This is a genomic window from Cryomorphaceae bacterium (genome assembly GCA_007695365.1).
Lineage (GTDB): Bacteria > Bacteroidota > Bacteroidia > Flavobacteriales_D > SKUL01 > SKUL01.
The window spans coordinates 1-20,011 of sequence record REDV01000106.1; the positions used below are offsets into that span (position 1 = coordinate 1).

Sequence of the window (20,011 nt, forward strand, 5' to 3'; positions counted from 1 at the left end):
CGAGTGTGACTACACCATTACGCGCATCTGGACTGCTACCGATGATTGTGGAAACGCAACCAGCGTTGTGCAGATTATCACAGTTCAGCCTGGTGTAGAGAGCGATATGCCCGAGATTGAAATGGCACAACCGGAGCTCACCGTAGTTCTGGAGGCATTCCCGAACCCAACTGCCAACCGATCATGGATTACTTTTGAGTTGCCCGAGCTTTCAAGACAAACGCAACTGGAGGTAATTGATATGACCGGAAAAGTAGTGGAAGTTCTTTACCGCGGCGAAGCTGCTGCTCAGCAGGAATACCGCTTTGAATTTGATGGCTCCGGCTTGCATTCGGGAATATACCTGTATCGACTTACAACCGATAACGAAGCACACGTTAAACGACTTGTGATTGCGAAATAATAAGTTAGGTGGTTAGATGATGAAACTCCGAAAGGAGTTAATCAGTAAGGCCCGCGCCATGGCGCGGGCCTTGTTGTTTTCAGCATAGCACAACTGGAGCTTTCGTTGTTTCTTTAGAACAAAGTAATCTGCCCTCCTCCATTGTCTTCAGAGTTGGTGGAATCTTTGGCTCCCCCTCCGGGCTTCTTTTCTTTCACAGTTGGTGCAGGCGGCTGAGCTTCCTCGTTTTCGTCAATATCCCACTCAACCGTGATAGGCTCATCCAGGAGCGCCTCCTCTCCTACCTCCTCTTTACCAGTTGTTTGGTCAGCAACAGATGATTTTGTCTCTTCAGCGCTATCACCGGTGCCATCCCTTTCAATAGCATCTCCTCCGTTCGTTACATCTTCCTCTACTGCTTCAGAAGTGTTTTGGGAAGCAGTCCTGCGCTTTTCGTTCTCCAGCTCTTCATCGTAAACAGCCTCAAGTTCCTCATCCACGGGCATAAAATCTATGCTCTTCACTTTGTGTGGCGTAAGTCGGTTACCGATAGCCTGGATTCCTTTTACTGCAATGAATTCGCGCAGATTGACCTGCTCATCCTCACGATCGGAACTGCGGCGGTCAAACTGAATATTCACCGAGGGCGCGTGTAGGGTGCTGACCATTTCCAGTCTCGATTCTTCGTGTTCGGAAATGAAGGAAACCACCTTGTCCGTCTTCTCTACCAAAAAGCGCTTTACGTTGTATTGCTGCTTTTCTCCCTCAAAATAAACAGCCGTAACCGGTCGGAGCGGCTCCCACTTCTCTATCAAAACCATGTCTTCATCAAAGTGGGTTGACAAGTCAAACGTAGTGAGCTTAAGCGTTCCTTTGGACGAAACCGTAAGAATCCGATCATCACCCGAGAACTCACCCAAAAGGGTTCCTCTACCGTCCACATTCAGGCGGTTAACCACATCGTCATACCAAATTTTACGAGCTGAAAGCGTGGATGCACCTTTCTCTTTGAGCTCAATCTTGCTGACAATATTCTTGGTCAGCGTATTTCCTTTGGCGTTCCGGCTTCGTATAGCCAAATCAGCAAAATCGAAGTCAAACCTGATCTTTTTCAATTTGGGTCTTGGACGCAGCTTTACCGATATCACTTCGGCCAAACCGTTGGGATTGGCCGAAAAATACAGCACCCTTGAGCCCTTGTTTCCTGCCGTGAGGTCGTATTCTTTGTCACGGGTAATGCTGCTCACGGGAAATCGCTTCACCATAGCCGGGCCACTTTTGCCATCCTGGTACACCAAATGGTAAATAGTGCGCTTGTCACCTTTCTTCCATACGCCGATGTGAAGGATGCCCTTGCCTACAAACTTCTTATTATCAACGCGGGTCACAAGCATGGTGCCGTCTTCACGAAACACGATAATATCGTCAATGTCAGAGCAATCGCTCACGTACTCGTCCTTGCGCATTCCCCAACCGGCAAAGCCCTCTTCACGGTTAACATAGAGTTTTTTATTGGCAACAATAACTTTGGTAGCCTCAATGTTATCGAAGGCTTTGATTTCGGTTTTGCGTTCGCGGCCTTTGCCGAATTTGGTTTTCAGACGTTTGTAGTAGTCTATTGCGTACTCAATCAGGTTTGCAAGGTGATGATTTACCTCGGCAATGGCTTCCTCCAGCTTGCTGATTTGCTCGTCGGCCTTAAAACTATCGAACTTTGATATACGCTTGATTTTAATTTCGGTAAGTCGCACAATATCATCTTCGGTAACCTTGCGCTTGAGGTGTTTGACATGGGGTTTTAACCCCTTGTCAATAGCAGCAATAACTCCTTCCCATGTTTCCTCTTCCTCGATGTCGCGGTAGATGCGGTTTTCAATGAAAATTTTCTCCAACGAAGAAAAGTGCCATTGCTCTTCCAATTCATTTTTGCGGATTTCGAGCTCCATTTTGAGCAAATCCAGGGTTCGTTGGGTGGAGCGATGCAGCATCTCAGTAACTCCGATAAACTCCGGTTTATCGTCGTTGATGACACAGGCGTTGGGCGAGATTGATACCTCACAATCTGTAAAGGCGTACAGCGCGTCAATCGTTTTGTCGGGCGAAACTCCGGCCGGCAGGTGAATGAGGATTTCCGCACTATCGGAGGTATTGTCCTCTATTTTGCGGATTTTGATTTTATTCTTCTCACTGGCCTTAACCACGCTATCAATCAGCGAAGTGGTGGTTGTACCGAAAGGAATTTCATGTACCACCAGGGTTTTCTTGTCCAGTTCCTTGATTTTAGCCCTTACACGAACACGGCCACCGCGCAACCCATCGTTGTAATTGGAGAAATCAGCCATTCCACCGTTGGGAAAGTCAGGCAACACGCGGGGCTTTTTGCCCTTAAGCACATCAATGCTTCCGTCAATCAGCTCAATAAAGTTGTGCGGTAGTATTTTACAAGCCAAACCTACGGCAATACCTTCGGCGCCCTGAGCCAGCAGCAACGGGAACTTCACTGGTAAATGAACCGGTTCCTGGTTGCGCCCGTCGTAAGAAAGCTGCCATGCGGTGGTTTTGTGGTTGAAAACTACCTCCAGGGCAAACTTCGAGAGCCTTGCTTCGATGTATCGCGGTGCGGCTGCACCATCGCCGGTGAGTGTGTTTCCCCAGTTTCCCTGGGTATCAATTAAGATGTCTTTTTGGCCGAGTTGTACCAAGGCGTCGCCAATGGAGGCATCACCGTGCGGGTGAAACTTCATGGTGTGCCCAATCACGTTGGCCACTTTATTATAGCGGCCATCGTCGAGGTCTTTGAGGGCGTGCATCAATCGCCGCTGAACAGGTTTCAGTCCATCCATGCCGGCGGGCACGGCGCGCTCAAGGATAACGTATGACGCGTAATCCAAAAACCAATCCTTGTACATTCCCGAAACGGGTATAATCCGCCCCAGGTCGTCGCCTCCGCCTCCTCCGTTTTCTTCTTCGTGCTCCGGATTGATGTTTTCGGGTGGTGTTTCTTCAGACATTCCTATGCTTGCGTTGTTTCTTCTATTTCGGCTTCAATTTCCTCAACAAGGTCTTTCTCAACCCGTAGGTTTTCAATAATAAACTCCTGACGATCAGGGGTGTTTTTGCCCATGTAAAAGCTGAGCATATCCTGAATGGGGTTGTCTTTGGTGATGACTACAGGGTCAATTCGGATATCCTCTCCAATAAAGTGCTTGAACTCATCGGGCGAAATTTCTCCAAGACCCTTAAAACGTGTAATTTCAGCTGTTTTACCGAGCTTCCGTAGCGCTTCCCTCCGCTCTTCTTCGCTGTAGCAATAGATGGTTTCCTTTTTGTTGCGCACCCTGAAAAGCGGCGTTTGCAGTACGTAGAGGTGATCATTCTTTACCACGTCGGGAAAGAACTGCAGGAAAAACGTAATGAGCAGCAGTCGAATGTGCATTCCGTCCACATCAGCGTCGGTGGCAATGACTATTTTGTTGTAGCGCAAGCCTTCCATGCCATCCTCGATGTTGAGCGCCGCTTGAATCAGGTTGAACTCCTCGTTTTCGTAAACAATGCGCTTGGTAAGACCGTAGGTGTTGAGCGGTTTTCCTTTAAGACTGAATACAGCCTGCGTATTTACATCGCGGCTTTTGGTAATGGATCCGCTCGCAGAGTCTCCCTCGGTTATGAAAAGGGTGGTTTCTTTCTCTCTTTCGGGGTCTTTCCCATCATTAAAGTGGAGGCGGCAATCGCGCAGTTTTTTGTTGTGCAAGTTGGCTTTTTTGGCTCTGTCGCGGGCCAGTTTGCGAATACCTGCCAGTTCCTTTCGCTCTTTTTCCGAGCGACGTATTTTCTTTTCGAGTTCTTCGGCAACAGTGGGATTGCGGTGCAGAAAGTTATCGAGGTGCTCCTTCAGGAAGTCTCCTACAAAAGCTCTCATGGACTTTCCGCCCGGCTCAATTTCCTGTGAACCCAGCTTGGTTTTGGTTTGCGACTCAAACACAGGCTCAATCACCTTTACGCTGATGGCCGCCACAATAGAGCTTCGAATATCTACAGCCTCGTAGTTCTTGCCGTAAAACTCGCGAATGGTTTTGGCCACGGCCTCGCGAAAAGTACCCTGATGGGTGCCGCCCTGAGTGGTGTGCTGGCCGTTTACAAAGGAGTAGTATTCCTCACCGTAAGAACTGCCGTGTGTAAATGCCACTTCAATATCATCAGCCTTAAGGTGAATAATGGGGTACAATGGTTCACCATCCATCTTTTCCTGCAGCAGATCGTACAGCCCGTTTTCGCTGTAGTACCGGTTTCCGTTGAACCAGATAGAGAGCCCCGTATTCAGGTAGCAATAATTGAGAATAAGGCGCTCAATATGCTCGGTACGAAAGGAGTAGTTACGGAAAATTGTCTCGTCGGGTATAAACTCCACATAGGTACCATTTCGCGCATCGGTATCAACCAGATCATTGTCTTCGATCAGCTCTCCCTGGTTGAACATGGCTCGTTTCAACTTGCCTTCGCGCACAGACTCTACCTTGAAATTGGACGAAAGCGCGTTTACGGCCTTGGTACCCACTCCGTTCAATCCCACCGATTTCTTAAAAGCCTTGGTGTCGTATTTTGCCCCGGTATTGATTCGCGAAACGCAATCAATCACTTTTCCGAGAGGGATACCGCGCCCGAAGTCACGAACGGACACCACTCCGTCTTTGATTTTCACTTCCACTTTTTTTCCGTGGCCCATTACAAACTCGTCGATGCAGTTATCGAGCACCTCTTTCACAAGGATGTAGATGCCGTCGTCGAAAGAGTTTCCGTTTCCGAGCTTGCCGATATACATACCGGGGCGCAGGCGGATGTGCTCTTTCCAGTCGAGCGACCGGATATTATCTTCGGTATAATTGGATTCTGTAGCCATCTTCAGGTATTGGAACGCAAAATTGCTGTATTCCGCGTGAACAGTCGGCTAAATTAGGTTTTCAGGCCGGCAGTTTATCGGATTAAAACGAGAATTTATTCACAGCCTTTTTAAGACAACAGGGCTGCCACAAGAGGGTCAAATCATTGCAAAACCTACCTCACCACCACCCCTCTTCGCGCAACTTCACCCTCATAATCCACTCGAAGAATATACCAACCTTTACCAAAAACCGAAATCTGGATATTGTGATGAAGCATGCCGGCGGCATGAATCATTTCGCTGTGCACTAATCTTCCGGATGCATCATGGATGTTAAGATGAACCGGACCATTATACTGATCTCCTCGAATGGTAATTTGGTCGAAAGTAGGATTTGGGAACACCTCAAGTTTGAGCAACGTATGGTTGATCAGACCCGTTATCAGATTGCAATCATTTACAGTACCATCAGGGCCATTCGGAGCTCCGGGATAAACATCAGGGTTATCATCATCGCAATCATCGTTGTTGTCTACAAATCCCTCTGGAGGAAAACAAACAAAAATGGATTCGAAGGGATTTCCAAAACCATCACCATCCATATCAGCGTAAAAGAGCGATGGTTCAATTACTTCAACCCAAACCACGAGACTGTCTGTTTCTGGCTCAACAGCAGTGCCTTCCATTGCACTAACTACATATTTAACAGCGTGCAGACCGGGGCCGGCTATTGCCGGATCAAATTGGTTGCCTGACACACCAGGGCCGCTGAAAACGCCTCCCTGAGTGCCTTCGGGAACGAGGGTTCTTACAGAATCTGAAATGCAATAAACGCTGGTATCGAGACCTGAAAAGGATGGATCCGGCAAAATCCGAAGGGAAACGGATAAATCAATTTCTTCGCCAGTAAGCAAGGATGGTGGAAGGAATCCTCCACAGGAAGAATTAAACAACCAGGTTTGTAAGTCAACCTTAAATGAAACATTGAAAATGAATAGGCCCGCCTGCTGAGGTACACCCTCCAGGTAGCCACAACCGTTTGCAGGAGGTGAATATGTTTCCTGATTAAAACTACCTACAATTCCCAGAGGCAAATCGGTGAACTCAGCATCCTACATCGAAACAATGATGGCTGAAGTCCCATCAAAACCCAAAAGACTACCATCAATACAAGCATCAGTAATGTGAAAGGATATGCTGTCAAAGTAATCATCATTGACCCTTCCGGGTGTTGTTTCATCTTCGCATACACCGCCGTAATCAGGGAGATTGGCAAGACAATCCTCGGGAACACATTGACTAAAAGCAGTCAGGCTGCAAGTGATTAAGAAGAGTGCGGTGATTACAAATTTTCCGGCAGATGTTGGTCTGTTTATCTGGTTTTTCGCCCAGACTGTTTGATACATTTTGTTCATTGCTATCAGCGGTTGGTAGGTTTGCGATATTCACGTCGAGCAAGGTAACAAATCTTTAGTGGAATCGGTAATTGCTACCTCACCACCACCCCTCTTCGCGCAACCTCACCGCGGTGCTCCATGCGCAGCACGTAACAGCCTTTACCCATGTGGGCTACCTGAATATCGTGTTGAAGCATACCGGCAGCAAGGATGGTTTCAGTGTGCATCATTCTGCCTGAAACATCGAAAATTGCAATTTGCACCTCACCTTGAAAAGCACCGCCAGATAAAGTTATGCGGTTGACGGTGACATCCAAGATAACTAACTTAACTTTGACGAAAAGCTGTCCTAAGCTACCAGACTACTACAGACCAGGTTTTGGACCTGTGCTGAACAATAAAAACCATTTCTCAAACCAACCCGGCTCTAACTTGCTGGGGGTTATTCTCTCCCATTCCTTGCGCTAGCGAAAGCCTTGCTGCCACGGAGAAAATCCTCTCACCCCATCACCTCGCCCGCCATCATCACCGCCTCGGCCAGGGCCGTTTCGTTGAGGCCGTGTGGAAATTTTTGTTCATTCAGAAAGCGCACAACCTGTTCGGTGGGCATGTTACCGGTAAGGTCGTCCTTCGCCATCGGGCATCCACCAAAACCCTTGATGGCGCCGTCCATACGCTGGCAACCGCTGTCAAAAACAGCCTCCACTTTTTGGCGCCAGGTGTCGGGCGTGGTATGCAAGTGTGCGCCCACTTCTACGTGTGGCAAGCCCTGAATCATGGTTCTAAAAATATCGCGGATGCTCTCAGGGCTTGATGTGCCGATGGTATCCGAGGGAGCGAGAATCTTTACGCCCAGGTCATCGGCTAGTCGTTGGCCCCAGTTGCATACGATCTCGCTGCTCCAGGGGTCACCGTAGGGGTTGCCAAAGGCCATCGAGAGATATACAACCATGGTCTTGCTGTGAGCCTCACAAAGCTGCTGGATCTCCTCTACCCGACCCAGGGAGTCCTCAATAGATGAATTGGCGTTGCGCTGCTGAAAAGTTTCCGATACCGAAAAAGGAAATCCCAGGTATTGAATCTCATCAAACTGTATGGCATCCTCCGCTCCGCGTCTGTTGGCAACAATGGCGAGGAGTTTGGAAGCGGTGCTGCTCAAATCGAGCATTCGCAGCAAATCTGCTGTATCACGCATTTGCGGAATGGCCTTTGGCGATACAAAACTGCCGAAATCAATGGTGTCAAATCCAATAGCAAGCAGCTTGTTGATATATGCCGCCTTGGTTTCGGTGGGGATAAAAGTATGAATCCCCTGCATGGCATCTCGTGGGCATTCAATGAGTTTAATGTTGTTTGTCATGTTCGTGCATTTCAAAGGTCAGCGGCAAGTACAGCTTTGTTGATTCGGTTTACCAATCCCGGTCCTTCATACACAAGGCCCGAATAAACCTGAACCAAATCAGCACCGGCGCGAAGTTTCTCTACCGCATCCCCGGCGCTGTGAATTCCTCCTACCCCAATGATGGGCAGCTTGGGTCCGGCTTTGATCCTTAAGTAGCGAATCACTTCATTAGAGCGATTCAGCACGGGCTTACCGCTGAGCCCTCCTGCACCGATGGCCTCAACCTCGCTTTGCGCTGTCCGCAGTCCCTGGCGGTCAATAGTAGTATTGGTGGCGATAATGCCGTCAATGCCGGTTTCATTCAAGATAGTCAGAATATCGTCCAACTGCTCGTTGCTAAGATCCGGCGCTATTTTCAGCAGCACGGGGCGACGTTGGGGCTTTTCACCGTTTCGTTGGTTGATGGTTGCCAGCAAGCGGGTGAGCGGCTCTTTCTCCTGCAGTTCGCGGAGACCCGGCGTGTTGGGAGAGCTCACATTTACCACGAAATAATCAACATACTCATAGAGCGCGTCGAAGCACTTGAGGTAATCATCAGCAGCCTGCTCGTTGGGCGTGTCTTTGTTTTTACCGATGTTTCCGCCTACTACAATTGTTGTGTAGCGTTTTTTAAGTCGTTTGGCCACTTTCTCTACGCCGAGGTTATTGAAACCCATTCGGTTGATGAGCGCCTCGTCGGCCGGAAGCCTGAACAAGCGCGGTTTGGGGTTACCCTCCTGAGGACGGGGCGTTACCGTACCGATTTCCACAAAACCAAACCCCAGGTAGAACCAGGCATCAACAAGCGATGCATTTTTATCCATCCCCGCCGCCAATCCCACAGGATTTGGAAAATACACACCAAACAACTCGCGCCCCAGTTTTTTGCTCCGCACAGAGCCCGCATACCACAACCCGCGTACACCCGGAATACCCAATACAAACTGCATCAGTCCAAAGGTGAAGTTGTGCGCGCGTTCGGCATCGAGCTTAAACAAAAAGGGTTTGAGCAGGGTTTTGTACATGGTTAAGTGCTTTGCTGCAAAGGTAACTTTCTGCATTATCACACATAGCAATCTGCTCATAGCGATAAGCTATGTTAATTCTTTGGCCAACTCTGTAGAGAGCCCTAAATTTGGCACAATCAGAAACGTAAATCACTAAAACATACAACCATGTCATTTGAATTACCAAAACTCCCTTATGCGTACGATGCACTGGAGCCGCATATTGACGCGCGCACCATGGAAATTCACCACTCCAAGCATCACGCCGGTTATACCAGTAAACTCAACGATGCCATTGCCGGCACCGACGCTGAGGGAAAAAGCATTGAGGACATTCTTAAAAATATCAACAACTACTCAGGCGCTGTGCGCAACAACGGCGGCGGTTACTACAACCACCGCCTCTTCTGGGAAGTGATGTCTCCCAACGGGGGTGGCGAACCTACCGGTGATCTGGCCGATGCCATTCGCAGGGATTTTGGCTCCTTCAATGAGTTTAAAACCCAGTTTTCCAACGCAGCAGCCACTCAGTTTGGCTCGGGCTGGGCATGGCTCTGCAAGCACGACAACGGTAAGCTCGAAGTGTGTGGCTCGCCCAATCAGGATAATCCCCTGATGCCCGGTGTGGGCTGCGGTGGCCACCCGATTCTCGGCATTGACGTATGGGAGCACGCCTACTACCTCAACTACCAGAACCGGCGTCCGGATTACATTCAGGCTTTCTGGAACGTAATCAACTGGGATAATGTGAACGAAAATTTCCGCGGTTAATTCCGTTTTCATGATTCAACAAAAAGGCGTGCTCCTCGGGGTACGCCTTTTTTCATTGCAAGCACCCGCTTTTAGACATCCCTAAACATGTTTTTATCATCAAGGAAAAAATTAACTTTGTGCCATGAATAGGCAGCCCCTCACCCGCAGCGAAGAAAACTACCTGAAGGCCGTGTATTCGCTCAGCGGCAATACGGACAAAGGTGTTTCTACCAGTGATCTGGCTACTCGACTTGAAACCAAAGCCAGTTCGGTAACCGACATGGTTCAAAAGCTGGCTGAGAAAAACCTGCTGCACTACCGAAAGTACCAGGGTGCCAAACTCACACCTGCCGGAAAGGCGGCCGCCATTCAGATTGTGCGTAAACATCGTTTGTGGGAGGTATTTCTTCATGAAAAGCTCGGCTTTGCGTGGGACGAAGTACACGACATTGCCGAGCAGTTGGAGCACATTAAGTCTGAGGAATTGATTTTGCGTCTGGAGCGATTTCTAGGGCACCCAAAGTTTGACCCGCACGGCGACCCCATCCCCGATCCCGACGGACGCATCCAGACGCGTCGCAGTATGCCGGTAAGCGAAATGAAGCCCGGCATGGACGGTGTCATTACAGGCGTGCGCGATTCGTCGTCGAGCTTTCTGCAATACCTTGACAAGCAACAACTCGTGTTGGGTACTCGGATCAAAGTGATAGAGGTTTTTGACTATGACCAAAGCGTTCAGGTTGAAACCACCGAGAATCGCCTAACTCTGTCATTCGATGTAAGCAAGAACATTAAGGTTCAGGTTGAAAACGGATGAACGCGCTGATCTCGTTTTTTGAATCCGTAGGTCCCTTATGGAGCGCTTTAATCGCCACTACTTTTACCTGGTTTACAACGGCTTTGGGTGCGTCTGTGGTTTTTCTGTTCAAGCGCTTGTCGCGCAAATGGCTCGACACCATGCTGGGCTTTACCGGCGGGGTGATGGTTGCGGCCAGTGTGTGGTCGTTGCTGGTACCGGCGGTTGAAATGAGCAGTGAACATAATGTACCTGTTTGGTTTCCTGCTGCATCCGGCTTTCTCATAGGAGCGTTGTTTCTGTTTGTGCTCGACAAGTTTACCCCTCATCTGCACATCAATTTCTCCGAATCCGAAAAAGAGGGCATTGAAACCGACTGGCATCGAAGCACCCTGCTGGTTCTGGCTATTACTTTGCACAACATACCTGAGGGACTGGCCATCGGCTTTTTGTTTGGCGCGGCGGCACTTGGGCTCCCAGGAGCCACCGTGGCTGCGGCGCTCGCACTTACCATTGGTATCGCGGTTCAAAATCTTCCCGAAGGTATGGCTGTTGCCATGCCGCTCAGAAGACACGGTTTAAGCAGATTCAAAAGCTTTTGGTACGGACAGCTCTCGGCGGCTGTTGAGCCGGTAGCAGGCGTAATCGGCGCGCTTGCTGTGGTATATATGCAGGCAATCCTACCTTATGCCCTCGCGTTTGCGGCAGGTGCTATGATTTATGTGGTGGTTGAAGAAGTAATACCCGAATCACAGCGCGATAAATACACCGATTATGCAACCCTGGGGTTCATCCTCGGTTTTACGTTGATGATGATATTGGATACCGGGCTCGGTTAATCTCAATACCTTTGGCACCGTGAGCAAGGTAAACATCAAAAACAAAAAGGCATCTTTCGAGTATCATTTGCTCGACAAGTTCACGGCGGGTATTGTGCTTACCGGAACCGAAGTGAAAGCCCTTCGCGACGGAAAGGCAAGCATCGCCGAAGCTTATTGCCTCTTTATCAACGATGAATTATGGGTGCGCAACATGCACATCGCTGAGTACGACCCCGGCAGTTACAACAACCACCCTCCCCTTCGCGATCGCAAACTTCTGTTGCAACAAAAAGAACTGCAGAAGCTCAGTAAGAAAATGACCAACAAGGGCTTGACCATCGTTGCCACGCGTCTCTATTTTTCAGAATCGGGTTATGCCAAGCTCGATATTGCACTAGCGCAAGGTAAGAAGCTGCACGATAAGCGAGACAGTATCAAGGACAAAGACATCCAGCGCACCCTTGATCGGGCTATGAAAAAATAGCACTCAGGCAACGGCCCGAAAAAAACCTACCTTTGCGCTTATTCACGGAGTTACTTCACTCAAATCTGATTTATAGCATGCAACTGTACAATCGGGTGGACAGGAAGGTACTCGAAGCGCAGATGGCCAACAGCGATGTGAGGCGCATCACTTTGTCGTTTTACAAGTACCACCAGATCGGAAACCCACAACTTTTCAGGAATTACCTCTATGCACGTCTTGATTCGCTCCGCGTGTTGGGCAGGATATACGTTGCCCATGAGGGTGTAAACGGGCAAATAAGCGTGCCCAAAGAGCAATACCACGCCATGGTTCAGGAGCTAGACGAAACAAGGTTTCTCTCAGGAATCCGGTTGAACATCGCCATTGAAGATGACGGGAAATCCTTTATCAAACTCATCATCAAAGTGCGCTCAAAAATCGTAGCCGACGGACTGAATGACAGATCGTTTGATGTGACCCGTAGGGGTAAGCATTTAGATGCCGAAGAATTCAATGCCCTCGCATCCGACCCCAACACAGTAATTGTGGACATGCGCAATCACTACGAAAGTGAGGTGGGCCACTTTGAAGGTGCCATTTGCCCGGATGTGGATACTTTTCGAGATTCGCTCCCTGTGGTGGAAGACATTCTCAAACCCCACAAAAACAAAAATATACTGATGTACTGCACCGGCGGTATTCGCTGCGAAAAAGCCAGTGCGTGGTTTAAGCACCGTGGTTTTGAAAAGGTGCATCAACTAAACGGAGGTATTATCGAATATGCCCGTCAGGTTCAGCAAAAAGGACTTGAAAACAAGTTCAAGGGAAAGAATTTTGTATTTGACAACCGTCTGGGAGAGCGGATATCTGATGAGGTCCTTGCACAGTGTCATCAGTGTGGAGCACCGTGCGATACCCACACCAATTGCGAAAACGCAGCCTGCCATTTACTCTTTATTCAATGTGCGGATTGCGCCGCCAAATACGAAGGCTGCTGTTCCTATGAGTGTCATGAGTTTAACCAGCTTCCTGAAGAAACCCAGAAAGAACTGCGCAAAAACATTGATTATCAACACAACGTTTACCACAAAGGTCGGGTTCGACCTAAGCTGCGTGAGTTGATTAGTGAGCAACTGCGAAGTTTGAAGAAAACGGCAGAACCTGCGGTAACGAACAATGAGTAAACTTGAACCCAAAGTATGCAATAAGCTCCTCCTATTGCACAATTTGAGTTGAAAACTGTGGATTTTGAGATGAAATGTCAGGTGAACTCATCAAAAACCTATCTTCGCTGCCATCTTTGAACCTTCAAAAACCAAAACGATGAATAGAGTACTTGTAATGTTGGGCCTTGCAGTAATGTTGGCCTCTTGTGGCGAAAGCACCACGCAGGAAGAAAGCAGTCAGGAAGCTACCGAAGCGCGCGAAGAGAAACGCGAGCTTAACGAACGCGCAACTACTCAGCTGGAAGCTGCTAAAAAGAATGTTCGACGCACCATGGAAAAATACGAAACCCGTGAGCAGGCAGAAGAAGCGATTGAGCGTTTTTCAACCCAAATGGAAGAATACAAAGAGAAACTGGCTGATTCCGATGACAAACTGCGCGAAGGTCTTGAGAAAAGAATTGACCTTTTAAAAGATCAAATTCAAGCCATCAAAGAAGAGCACGGCATTGAGGATTAAACCCTGCACACAAACTTTTCAAAGTATCACGACCCGGTTATCGCCGGGTCGTTTTTTTGTCTGAGGGCAAGCCTTCTGTTTCAATAATCACGTGGGGCTCAAGGGCTTTCTCGATCACATTTTTCAGCTCGCGCATCTCTTTATCGGCAAGTTTTTTACCAAACTGCGCGAACAAAGCCATCAGCAATGACCCCACCAACGACACCGGAACCAACCACCATGCCCAGGGGTTTTTTCCTAAAGCAAACTGAGAGCCGCCGAGCATCAATGCTGTGAGCCCCCCAAGGCCCAACACGGCATACAAGAATACATACATCGTCCAGACTGTAGGAAGCGGACCGATGAGCCCTCGCACTGTTGTGGTACCATCTTCCTCTTTCAACAGGTTGATATCCATTTGGGGCGACCAGAAATGACGCGTTTCCGGAGGAGTGCGCAAAACAAGGTGATAGCCTGCCGATCGCCAGCGGATATCCGCCGGATTATCGTTCTGCAACTGACCTTCAATAAGAGCCGTAATCTCCTCAGTAGGCAACTTTAATCGGTACTTGAAGCGCGGGCGGAATTCTACAGAATCTGACATTATAAAGGAAAGCTGGTTCTCCGAAGGTAATCATTTACCCGAAATGTACAGCACCCGGTTTTTCAATACATGTGCAAGGGTTAACATTGAACTGTTGGCATTTAGTATCATCATCTTGCTAAAAGACTGATGGATGCAGTTAAATTTGTAGCTGAACACCTAAAAAACCAAACATGATGAAAACTACACTTACAATCGCACTCATGGCATGTTGCTTTGCCTTAAGCTCTTGTGAAGAGCAAACCAAGGCAGAACAAGCTGAGGAAAAAGTTGAAGAGGCTGCCGAAACCACCCGGTCAGCAACTGAAGACGCCTGGGCCGAAGCCAAAGAGAAGTTGGCCGATCTGGAGAATGAAATCAACCAGTTAGCTGCCGAAATGGAAGAAGCCAGTGAGGAAGGCAAAAAAGAGATTGAAGAAAAAATTATCGAGCTGAAAGCAAAGTACCAGGAGATCAGGTCTGATATGGAGGACTAATCTCCCTCTGAAAAGCTAAAAACCGCCGCGAGTCATTCCGGCGGTTTTTTATTTGCTCTTGACGAATTTAATGGTTGAGGCTCCATTCCCATCCGCTGCCCTCACAATAAACATTCCTGCAGGAAGCTGACCAACCTGTAAACTGTGCCCGTTGGTATTGGACTGAATCAACAATCTGCCGCTCGCGTCAAAAACTTCTAATTGTATGTTTTCCGCGGTACCATCCAGCCAAACAAAGTCGCTGGCATACCACATCCTGAAAGCTGTTTCTTCGTTAAGTACTTTCATACCAACGGTTTCATCCCACACATTTGCCGCAAATTCCGGAATATCAATAAAGGGATTGCGGTTGCCCTGAATGCCAAAAACCGCGTTGTTGCGATCTATTTCCTTTTGGCTTACCGGGTCGTTGGCAGCCCATTGCAGCAATAAATCCCTGGCCCACCCGGTAAAGTTATCTCCCTGTATCATATCAGTTTGCCATTGAGAAATCTGTGGATAATAGCGAGTAAGCATGTAAAAAAATGTTCGGGCAAAATCACCTTTGTATTCATCAATGGGCTCAAAAACAACACCTGAATACCCCGTCCAATTACTTGTTCCGCGCAAACTACCGTTAGTGGTTGTAAAATTGGCAGTTCCTACCGAACCATAAGGGTAATTTGCACGAACACCGTTCACGAATCCATCTGTGGGGTAAATGTGAAAAAGATCGGTTGACATAGGAGCTGTGCTAACGTACCAGCTTTGCGGAAAAGAATGTTCGCGGTTGAAACAATCGCCCTCCTGACTGTAGTTACCACACTGGTCAGTTACAAACTCATACACATACGCAGGTTGACCGCCCGGAATATCAGAGTACATATCCCAAACAGTACCATCGGGTTTCATATCCGTAGCTTCAAAAGCAGCCCAGATTTCGCTGTTGGATATTACAGTATGCCCCTGAATAATCTGGTGCAGGGCTTCCCGAAGTTCATCTCCGTACAAGCCTTCTGCATCGTCATAATAACCCGGCGGTATTTGGGCAACAAGACCAGCCGCAAGGCCGCAACCAACCAAAACCAACCCAAAACACTTGCTTAACGATGAAAAATTCATGCTGCAAGTTAAACAGAACCCTGGTTATGCGTCAATTTTCACAACGCTGTTTCTCATTGGTTACAAAACTCGTCAACGGATTTTCCGCATACGGATGTTTTGCGGAGTAACTTCCAGGTATTCGTCATCGCCAATGTACTCCATGGCTTCTTCGAGCGAAAAGCGCACCGGTGGCGGCAACTTTACAGCTTCATCGCTACCTGATGCACGAACGTTGGTGAGTTTCTTACCTTTTACAAGGTTTACTTCAAGGTCTCCGGTGCGACTGTGCTCCCCTACTACCTGACCTTTGTAAATGTCGGAACCCGGCTCAATGAAAAACCGTCCGCGGTCTTTCAACCGGTCAATGGCGTAAGCGGTAGCTTTGCCTGTTTCAACTGAAACCAATGATCCTTGAAGACGCGTGGTGATGACGCCCTTCATAGCCTCGTAAGAACGGAAGCGGTGGGTCATTACGGCTTCTCCTCCCGTGGCGGTGAGAATCTGATTGCGCAATCCAATCAATCCGCGCGAGGGAATATCAAACTCAAGGTGCTGCAAATCACCTTTGGGCTCCATCACCAAAAGGTCGCCTTTGCGCTGCGTAACCAACTCGATGGCTTTTCCTGAAACGCTGTCGGGCACGTCAATCACAAGTGTTTCGTACGGCTCGCAGGTTACTCCATCTATCTCTTTGAGAATTACTTTGGGTTTTCCAACCTGTAGCTCATAGCCTTCACGGCGCATGGTTTCAATCAGAATGGAAAGGTGAAGAATACCTCTTCCGTACACATTGAATTTTTCTTCCGAATCGGTAGGTTCTACCTTAAGTGCCAGGTTTTTCTCGGTTTCCTTCATCAAACGGTCGCGCAGGTGGCGGCTGGTCACAAACTTGCCTTCCTTGCCAAAAAACGGAGAATTGTTGATGGTAAAAAGCATGCTCATGGTGGGTTCATCCACCTCAATGCGCGGCAGTGCTTCGGGCTGATCTTTATCGGCAAGGGTGTCGCCAATTTCAAAATCCTCAAGCCCCACGATGGCACAGATATCTCCGGACCGAACACTTTTCACACGCTCTCGGCCCAGTCCTACAAATTCATACAGCTCCTTGATGCGCATCTTTCTCATAGAGCCATCGCGGCGGCAGAGCATGTACTCCTGCCCTTCCGCCAAATCGCCACGGTACACACGGCCAATCGCAATACGCCCCACAAAACTGGTGTAGTCGAGTGAGGTAATTTGCATTTGCGCAGGTCCGGCATGGTACGGTGCTTCGGGAATGACGCGCAAAATGGTATCGAGCAGCGGCAACACATCAGTGCCGGGCTTTTGCCAATCGGTGCTCATCCACCCTTGCTTGGCCGACCCGAAAACTGTTTCAAAATCGAGCTGCTCTTCGGTGGCATCGAGATTAAACATCAGGTCGAAAACAGCTTGCTGGGCTTCGTCGGGTGTACAGTTCTCCTTGTCTACCTTATTTACCACCACAATGGGTTTCAGCCCAAGTTCAACGGCCTTTCCGAGTACAAAACGGGTTTGAGGCATGGGGCCTTCAAAGGCATCCACAAGAAGCAGCACTCCGTCGGCAAGGCGAAGCACGCGCTCTACCTCTCCGCCAAAGTCGGCGTGACCGGGTGTATCAATGATGTTGATTTTAACACCTTCGTACACCACCGATACGTTTTTAGACAAAATGGTGATTCCGCGCTCGCGTTCAAGGTCGTTGTTATCGAGGATGAGCTCGCCGGTTTCTTTGTGTGCTTCAATGGTTTGAGAAGCATGAATAATGCAGTCAACCAGGGTGGTTTTACCGTGGTCAACGTGTGCAATAATGGCAACGTTTCTTACAGATTTCATGAAAATGGAATGGGGAAAAAATTATTCATCGTCGCGGTTAACCCGCAGTTTTCGACCGTTTACTTCAAGACCGTCAAAGTGACGACCAATGTTTTTGCCTTCCTGACCTTGTACATCAAAAAAGGCAAAACGATCTTTGATGGAAACGCGTTCTATTTGCTTGCGCGAAATACCTGCCTGTTCCGCCACAAAATCCACCAGTGTTTTCGGGTCGAGACCGTCTGCAAATCCGGCATTGATGAAGTAACGTGTCCCGTCATCGTTTTTTTTACTGCGTGCCTTACGTTCAGGGCGATCCTTCTTCTCTCCTTTGCGGTCGGATTTGCGGTCGTGGTCGGCACGCTCGGTGCGCTCGCGTTTACCTTCAGACTTGCGCTCGCGGTCTTGCCATGATTCACGTCCTTTGCGACCTTCACGACGATCACTTCTCTCTCCGCGTTCCCGGAAAGATGAGCGTTCTGATCTGGCATTTAAATCATCATCGGCACCACGTGGTGCACCTCCCAATTGTTGGGCAAGCAGCTTACCAATCAACTCTTCTTTGGAGAGTTCCATCAATTGCTCCATCGCGCTTTCAACCATTTGGCCTTTAGCTGGCTTGGTCTTTTTGAGATTATCTACCCACAGGTCGAGCTGGCCGCGCTGAACTTGTTGAAGCGTGGGAATTTCGATAGGCTGAACACTTATTTTCAAAGTTTTTTCGAGACGCCGCATAGACGACTCCTCCCTCGGGTTGAGCAGCAATACCGACATGCCCGACTTTCCGGCTCGAGCGGTTCGTCCGCTTCGGTGCGCAAACGATTCGTGATCTTGTGCCATACCAAGGTGAAATACGTGGGTCAGGTCGTTGATATCCAAACCCCGGGCCGCCACGTCGGTTGCCACAATCATTTTGAGAGCGCGCTTGCGAAACTGGTTCATTACGCGCTCGCGCTGCACTTGAGAGAGGTCACCATGAAGAGCTTCTACGCGGTAACCGCTCCGGTTTAAATCGTCGGCCACTTCCTGGGTATCCACACGGGTACGGCAAAAAACAATCCCATATACATCAGGAATGTGATCAAGAAAGCGCTTTAAGGCTTCGTTGCGGTTTTTGCGGGTTACAATGGCGTATCGGTGCTCTATATTTACGTTGGTGCGTTGCGTGGAGTCGATAGACACCACCACCGGATCGGTCATAAACGTTTCGGTAATGGTGCGAATGGCCGGAGGCATGGTAGCCGAAAACATCCAGATGGGATGATCACCGGTGTGTTTCAGAATCTCGTGCACATCCTCTTTAAAACCCATGTTGAGCATCTCATCGGCTTCGTCGAGAACCACCGCGTTTACAGTGTCGAGAGATACTTCTTTGCGTCGGATTAAATCGAGCAAACGTCCGGGTGTTGCCACCAGAATATGGGGAGCGTTTGCGCGTAAAGAGCGCAGCTGACCCGCAATAGGGGCGCCTCCGTACACAGTGAGTAGTCGTAGTCCACGCTGCTGCTTTCCGAAGCGCTTGAGTTCTTCGCCGATTTGCACAGCCAGCTCGCGCGTGGGTGCCACAACCAGGAATTGAGTAGTAGGTTCAGCAGTGTTGCAGTGCTGAAGGATAGGTAGCCCGTAGGCAATCGTTTTTCCAGTTCCTGTTTGGGCCAGACCAATAAAGTCGCTATTTTGTTGCAACAGAACCGGAATAGCCTGCACCTGGATCGCGGTGGGTTCAGTAATGGATGCTGCGGCCAAAGCCGCTGCCCATGATTCGTGAAGTCCCAGTTCTTGAAATGCTTGCATTGTTCTCTAAAAAGGCCGCAAAGGTAGGCTTAAAATGTAAGCAAAAAGTTAAACCCGACCAAATCAGTGTAAAATACGACCGGCCCAGCTTGTAAGAAGCTGAACCGGTCACCAATCAATCATGAAAACAAATCTGATCGCTATGAGATCTGAATGGTTTTGGTCCTCTTTTCCTCAGTGCGTTTTGGAATATCAACCTTCAGGATGCCATTTTTGACCTGTGCCTTGATGTCTTCTTCGTTTACATTATCTGGCATACGAAAAGAGCGCTTAAACGACTGATAATAGAACTCCCGACGGCTGTAGCGCGCGTCTTTATCCTCCTTTTCTTCGCTCTTTTCAGATGAAATGGTGAGCAAACCGGCGTTCAGTTCAATGTTCACATCATCCTTGTCGAAACCCGGCACGGCGAGCTCTACTTCAAAGCGATCGTCCAACTCTTTGATGTTGGCAGATGGAATGTCGCGCTGCATACGGTTGTCAAAGAAGTCGCTGTCAAACAGGCTGTCGAAAAACGGACTGAATACAGGTGGGTTTTTGCGAAATTTGGTGAGTGTCATAATAGTAAGTTTTTTGGGTTTACAATGTTTTTTCTGTTCGTCTAAAAAGCCCTGCTCAATGGTTGTGCCGATGAAAAATACCGGACATTTTGTTCGTGAAAAGACTGATTAGCAGAC

At 48.7% G+C, this 20,011-nt stretch carries 20 protein-coding genes; 8 read left to right on the forward strand and 12 right to left on the reverse strand.

Annotation, left to right across the window (positions count from 1 at the left end; translation table 11 throughout):
• Positions 1–403, forward strand: a 403-nt coding sequence (locus EA392_11305) for a T9SS C-terminal target domain-containing protein (GenBank protein TVR37960.1), incomplete at its 5' end; no start/stop codon positions are given.
• Between the two features lie 113 nt (positions 404–516).
• Here the strand turns inward: EA392_11305 and EA392_11310 are convergent.
• From EA392_11310 to EA392_11340, 7 genes are all read right to left on the reverse strand, one after another.
• A complete protein-coding gene (locus EA392_11310) occupies positions 517–3,393 on the reverse strand; it encodes a DNA gyrase/topoisomerase IV subunit A (protein TVR37961.1) in 2,877 nt (958 codons plus the stop codon).
• A gap of 2 nt (positions 3,394–3,395) precedes the next feature.
• Complete coding sequence (locus EA392_11315) at positions 3,396–5,279, reverse strand: type IIA DNA topoisomerase subunit B (GenBank protein ID TVR37962.1); 1,884 nt, start codon at positions 5,277–5,279, stop codon at positions 3,396–3,398.
• Between the two features lie 155 nt (positions 5,280–5,434).
• A complete protein-coding gene (locus EA392_11320) occupies positions 5,435–6,355 on the reverse strand; it encodes a T9SS C-terminal target domain-containing protein (protein TVR37963.1) in 921 nt (306 codons plus the stop codon).
• An 18-nt stretch (positions 6,356–6,373) separates the two neighbouring features.
• Positions 6,374–6,676, reverse strand: coding sequence for a hypothetical protein (locus EA392_11325; GenBank protein ID TVR37964.1), 303 nt, complete (start codon positions 6,674–6,676; stop codon positions 6,374–6,376).
• 74 nt (positions 6,677–6,750) lie between these two features.
• Entirely contained in the window at positions 6,751–6,975 is a 225-nt protein-coding gene (locus EA392_11330; GenBank protein TVR37965.1) for a T9SS C-terminal target domain-containing protein, read from the reverse strand.
• Between the two features lie 182 nt (positions 6,976–7,157).
• Positions 7,158–7,976 carry a hydroxymethylglutaryl-CoA lyase gene (locus tag EA392_11335; GenBank protein TVR37984.1) on the reverse strand — a complete coding sequence of 273 codons (819 nt, stop codon included), beginning with the start codon at positions 7,974–7,976 and terminating at the stop codon, positions 7,158–7,160.
• A 53-nt stretch (positions 7,977–8,029) separates the two neighbouring features.
• On the reverse strand, positions 8,030–9,064 hold the full coding sequence (locus EA392_11340) for a quinone-dependent dihydroorotate dehydrogenase (protein ID TVR37966.1): 1,035 nt from the start codon (positions 9,062–9,064) through the stop codon (positions 8,030–8,032).
• 150 nt (positions 9,065–9,214) lie between these two features.
• Between EA392_11340 and EA392_11345 the strand changes: the two genes are divergently transcribed.
• The 6 genes from EA392_11345 to EA392_11370 all read left to right on the forward strand — a co-directional run bounded on the left by EA392_11345 (position 9,215) and on the right by EA392_11370 (position 13,565).
• Positions 9,215–9,817: a superoxide dismutase gene (locus EA392_11345; GenBank protein ID TVR37967.1), complete on the forward strand. Its 603-nt coding sequence runs from the start codon at positions 9,215–9,217 to the stop codon at positions 9,815–9,817.
• Positions 9,818–9,941: 124 nt separating this feature from the next.
• Positions 9,942–10,616, forward strand: a complete 675-nt coding sequence (locus EA392_11350) for a metal-dependent transcriptional regulator (protein ID TVR37968.1) — start codon at positions 9,942–9,944, stop codon at positions 10,614–10,616.
• Complete coding sequence (locus tag EA392_11355; GenBank protein ID TVR37969.1) at positions 10,613–11,434, forward strand: ZIP family metal transporter; 822 nt, start codon at positions 10,613–10,615, stop codon at positions 11,432–11,434. The genes EA392_11350 and EA392_11355 overlap by 4 nt, the downstream gene beginning before the upstream one ends.
• Positions 11,435–11,453: 19 nt before the next feature.
• Complete coding sequence (gene smpB / locus EA392_11360) at positions 11,454–11,900, forward strand: SsrA-binding protein SmpB (protein TVR37970.1); 447 nt, start codon at positions 11,454–11,456, stop codon at positions 11,898–11,900.
• A gap of 77 nt (positions 11,901–11,977) precedes the next feature.
• Entirely contained in the window at positions 11,978–13,066 is a 1,089-nt protein-coding gene (locus tag EA392_11365) for a rhodanese-related sulfurtransferase (GenBank protein ID TVR37971.1), read from the forward strand.
• Between the two features lie 139 nt (positions 13,067–13,205).
• On the forward strand, positions 13,206–13,565 hold the full coding sequence (locus EA392_11370) for a hypothetical protein (GenBank protein ID TVR37972.1): 360 nt from the start codon (positions 13,206–13,208) through the stop codon (positions 13,563–13,565).
• 37 nt (positions 13,566–13,602) lie between these two features.
• On the opposite strand, the gene EA392_11375 is transcribed toward EA392_11370, so the two are convergent.
• On the reverse strand, positions 13,603–14,148 hold the full coding sequence (locus EA392_11375; protein ID TVR37973.1) for a hypothetical protein: 546 nt from the start codon (positions 14,146–14,148) through the stop codon (positions 13,603–13,605).
• Between the two features lie 173 nt (positions 14,149–14,321).
• Between EA392_11375 and EA392_11380 the strand changes: the two genes are divergently transcribed.
• Positions 14,322–14,624, forward strand: coding sequence for a hypothetical protein (locus tag EA392_11380; protein TVR37974.1), 303 nt, complete (start codon positions 14,322–14,324; stop codon positions 14,622–14,624).
• Between the two features lie 48 nt (positions 14,625–14,672).
• Here EA392_11380 and EA392_11385 read toward each other — a convergent pair whose 3' ends face one another.
• From EA392_11385 to EA392_11400, 4 genes are all read right to left on the reverse strand, one after another.
• Complete coding sequence (locus EA392_11385) at positions 14,673–15,725, reverse strand: T9SS C-terminal target domain-containing protein (protein TVR37975.1); 1,053 nt, start codon at positions 15,723–15,725, stop codon at positions 14,673–14,675.
• A gap of 72 nt (positions 15,726–15,797) precedes the next feature.
• A complete protein-coding gene (gene typA, locus EA392_11390) occupies positions 15,798–17,561 on the reverse strand; it encodes a translational GTPase TypA (GenBank protein ID TVR37976.1) in 1,764 nt (587 codons plus the stop codon).
• A 21-nt stretch (positions 17,562–17,582) separates the two neighbouring features.
• Complete coding sequence (locus tag EA392_11395) at positions 17,583–19,334, reverse strand: DEAD/DEAH box helicase (GenBank protein TVR37977.1); 1,752 nt, start codon at positions 19,332–19,334, stop codon at positions 17,583–17,585.
• 140 nt (positions 19,335–19,474) lie between these two features.
• Positions 19,475–19,894: an Hsp20/alpha crystallin family protein gene (locus EA392_11400; GenBank protein TVR37978.1), complete on the reverse strand. Its 420-nt coding sequence runs from the start codon at positions 19,892–19,894 to the stop codon at positions 19,475–19,477.
• Positions 19,895–20,011 lie beyond the last annotated feature (117 nt).

What these genes read in the sequence shown, in the direction of transcription:
- EA392_11310 (TVR37961.1), bottom strand. Translation starts at nt 3,393, where the DNA reads ATGTCTGAAGAAACACCACCCGAAAACATCAATCCGGAGCACGAAGAA.
- EA392_11315 (TVR37962.1), bottom strand. Translation starts at nt 5,279, where the DNA reads ATGGCTACAGAATCCAATTATACCGAAGATAATATCCGGTCGCTCGAC.
- EA392_11325 (TVR37964.1), bottom strand. Translation starts at nt 6,676, where the DNA reads ATGAACAAAATGTATCAAACAGTCTGGGCGAAAAACCAGATAAACAGA.
- EA392_11335 (TVR37984.1), bottom strand. Translation starts at nt 7,976, where the DNA reads ATGCAGGGGATTCATACTTTTATCCCCACCGAAACCAAGGCGGCATAT.
- EA392_11340 (TVR37966.1), bottom strand. Translation starts at nt 9,064, where the DNA reads ATGTACAAAACCCTGCTCAAACCCTTTTTGTTTAAGCTCGATGCCGAA.
- EA392_11345 (TVR37967.1), top strand. Translation starts at nt 9,215, where the DNA reads ATGTCATTTGAATTACCAAAACTCCCTTATGCGTACGATGCACTGGAG.
- EA392_11350 (TVR37968.1), top strand. Translation starts at nt 9,942, where the DNA reads ATGAATAGGCAGCCCCTCACCCGCAGCGAAGAAAACTACCTGAAGGCC.
- EA392_11355 (TVR37969.1), top strand. Translation starts at nt 10,613, where the DNA reads ATGAACGCGCTGATCTCGTTTTTTGAATCCGTAGGTCCCTTATGGAGC.
- EA392_11365 (TVR37971.1), top strand. Translation starts at nt 11,978, where the DNA reads ATGCAACTGTACAATCGGGTGGACAGGAAGGTACTCGAAGCGCAGATG.
- EA392_11370 (TVR37972.1), top strand. Translation starts at nt 13,206, where the DNA reads ATGAATAGAGTACTTGTAATGTTGGGCCTTGCAGTAATGTTGGCCTCT.
- EA392_11375 (TVR37973.1), bottom strand. Translation starts at nt 14,148, where the DNA reads ATGTCAGATTCTGTAGAATTCCGCCCGCGCTTCAAGTACCGATTAAAG.
- EA392_11380 (TVR37974.1), top strand. Translation starts at nt 14,322, where the DNA reads ATGATGAAAACTACACTTACAATCGCACTCATGGCATGTTGCTTTGCC.
- EA392_11385 (TVR37975.1), bottom strand. Translation starts at nt 15,725, where the DNA reads ATGAATTTTTCATCGTTAAGCAAGTGTTTTGGGTTGGTTTTGGTTGGT.
- typA (TVR37976.1), bottom strand. Translation starts at nt 17,561, where the DNA reads ATGAAATCTGTAAGAAACGTTGCCATTATTGCACACGTTGACCACGGT.
- EA392_11395 (TVR37977.1), bottom strand. Translation starts at nt 19,334, where the DNA reads ATGCAAGCATTTCAAGAACTGGGACTTCACGAATCATGGGCAGCGGCT.
- EA392_11400 (TVR37978.1), bottom strand. Translation starts at nt 19,894, where the DNA reads ATGACACTCACCAAATTTCGCAAAAACCCACCTGTATTCAGTCCGTTT.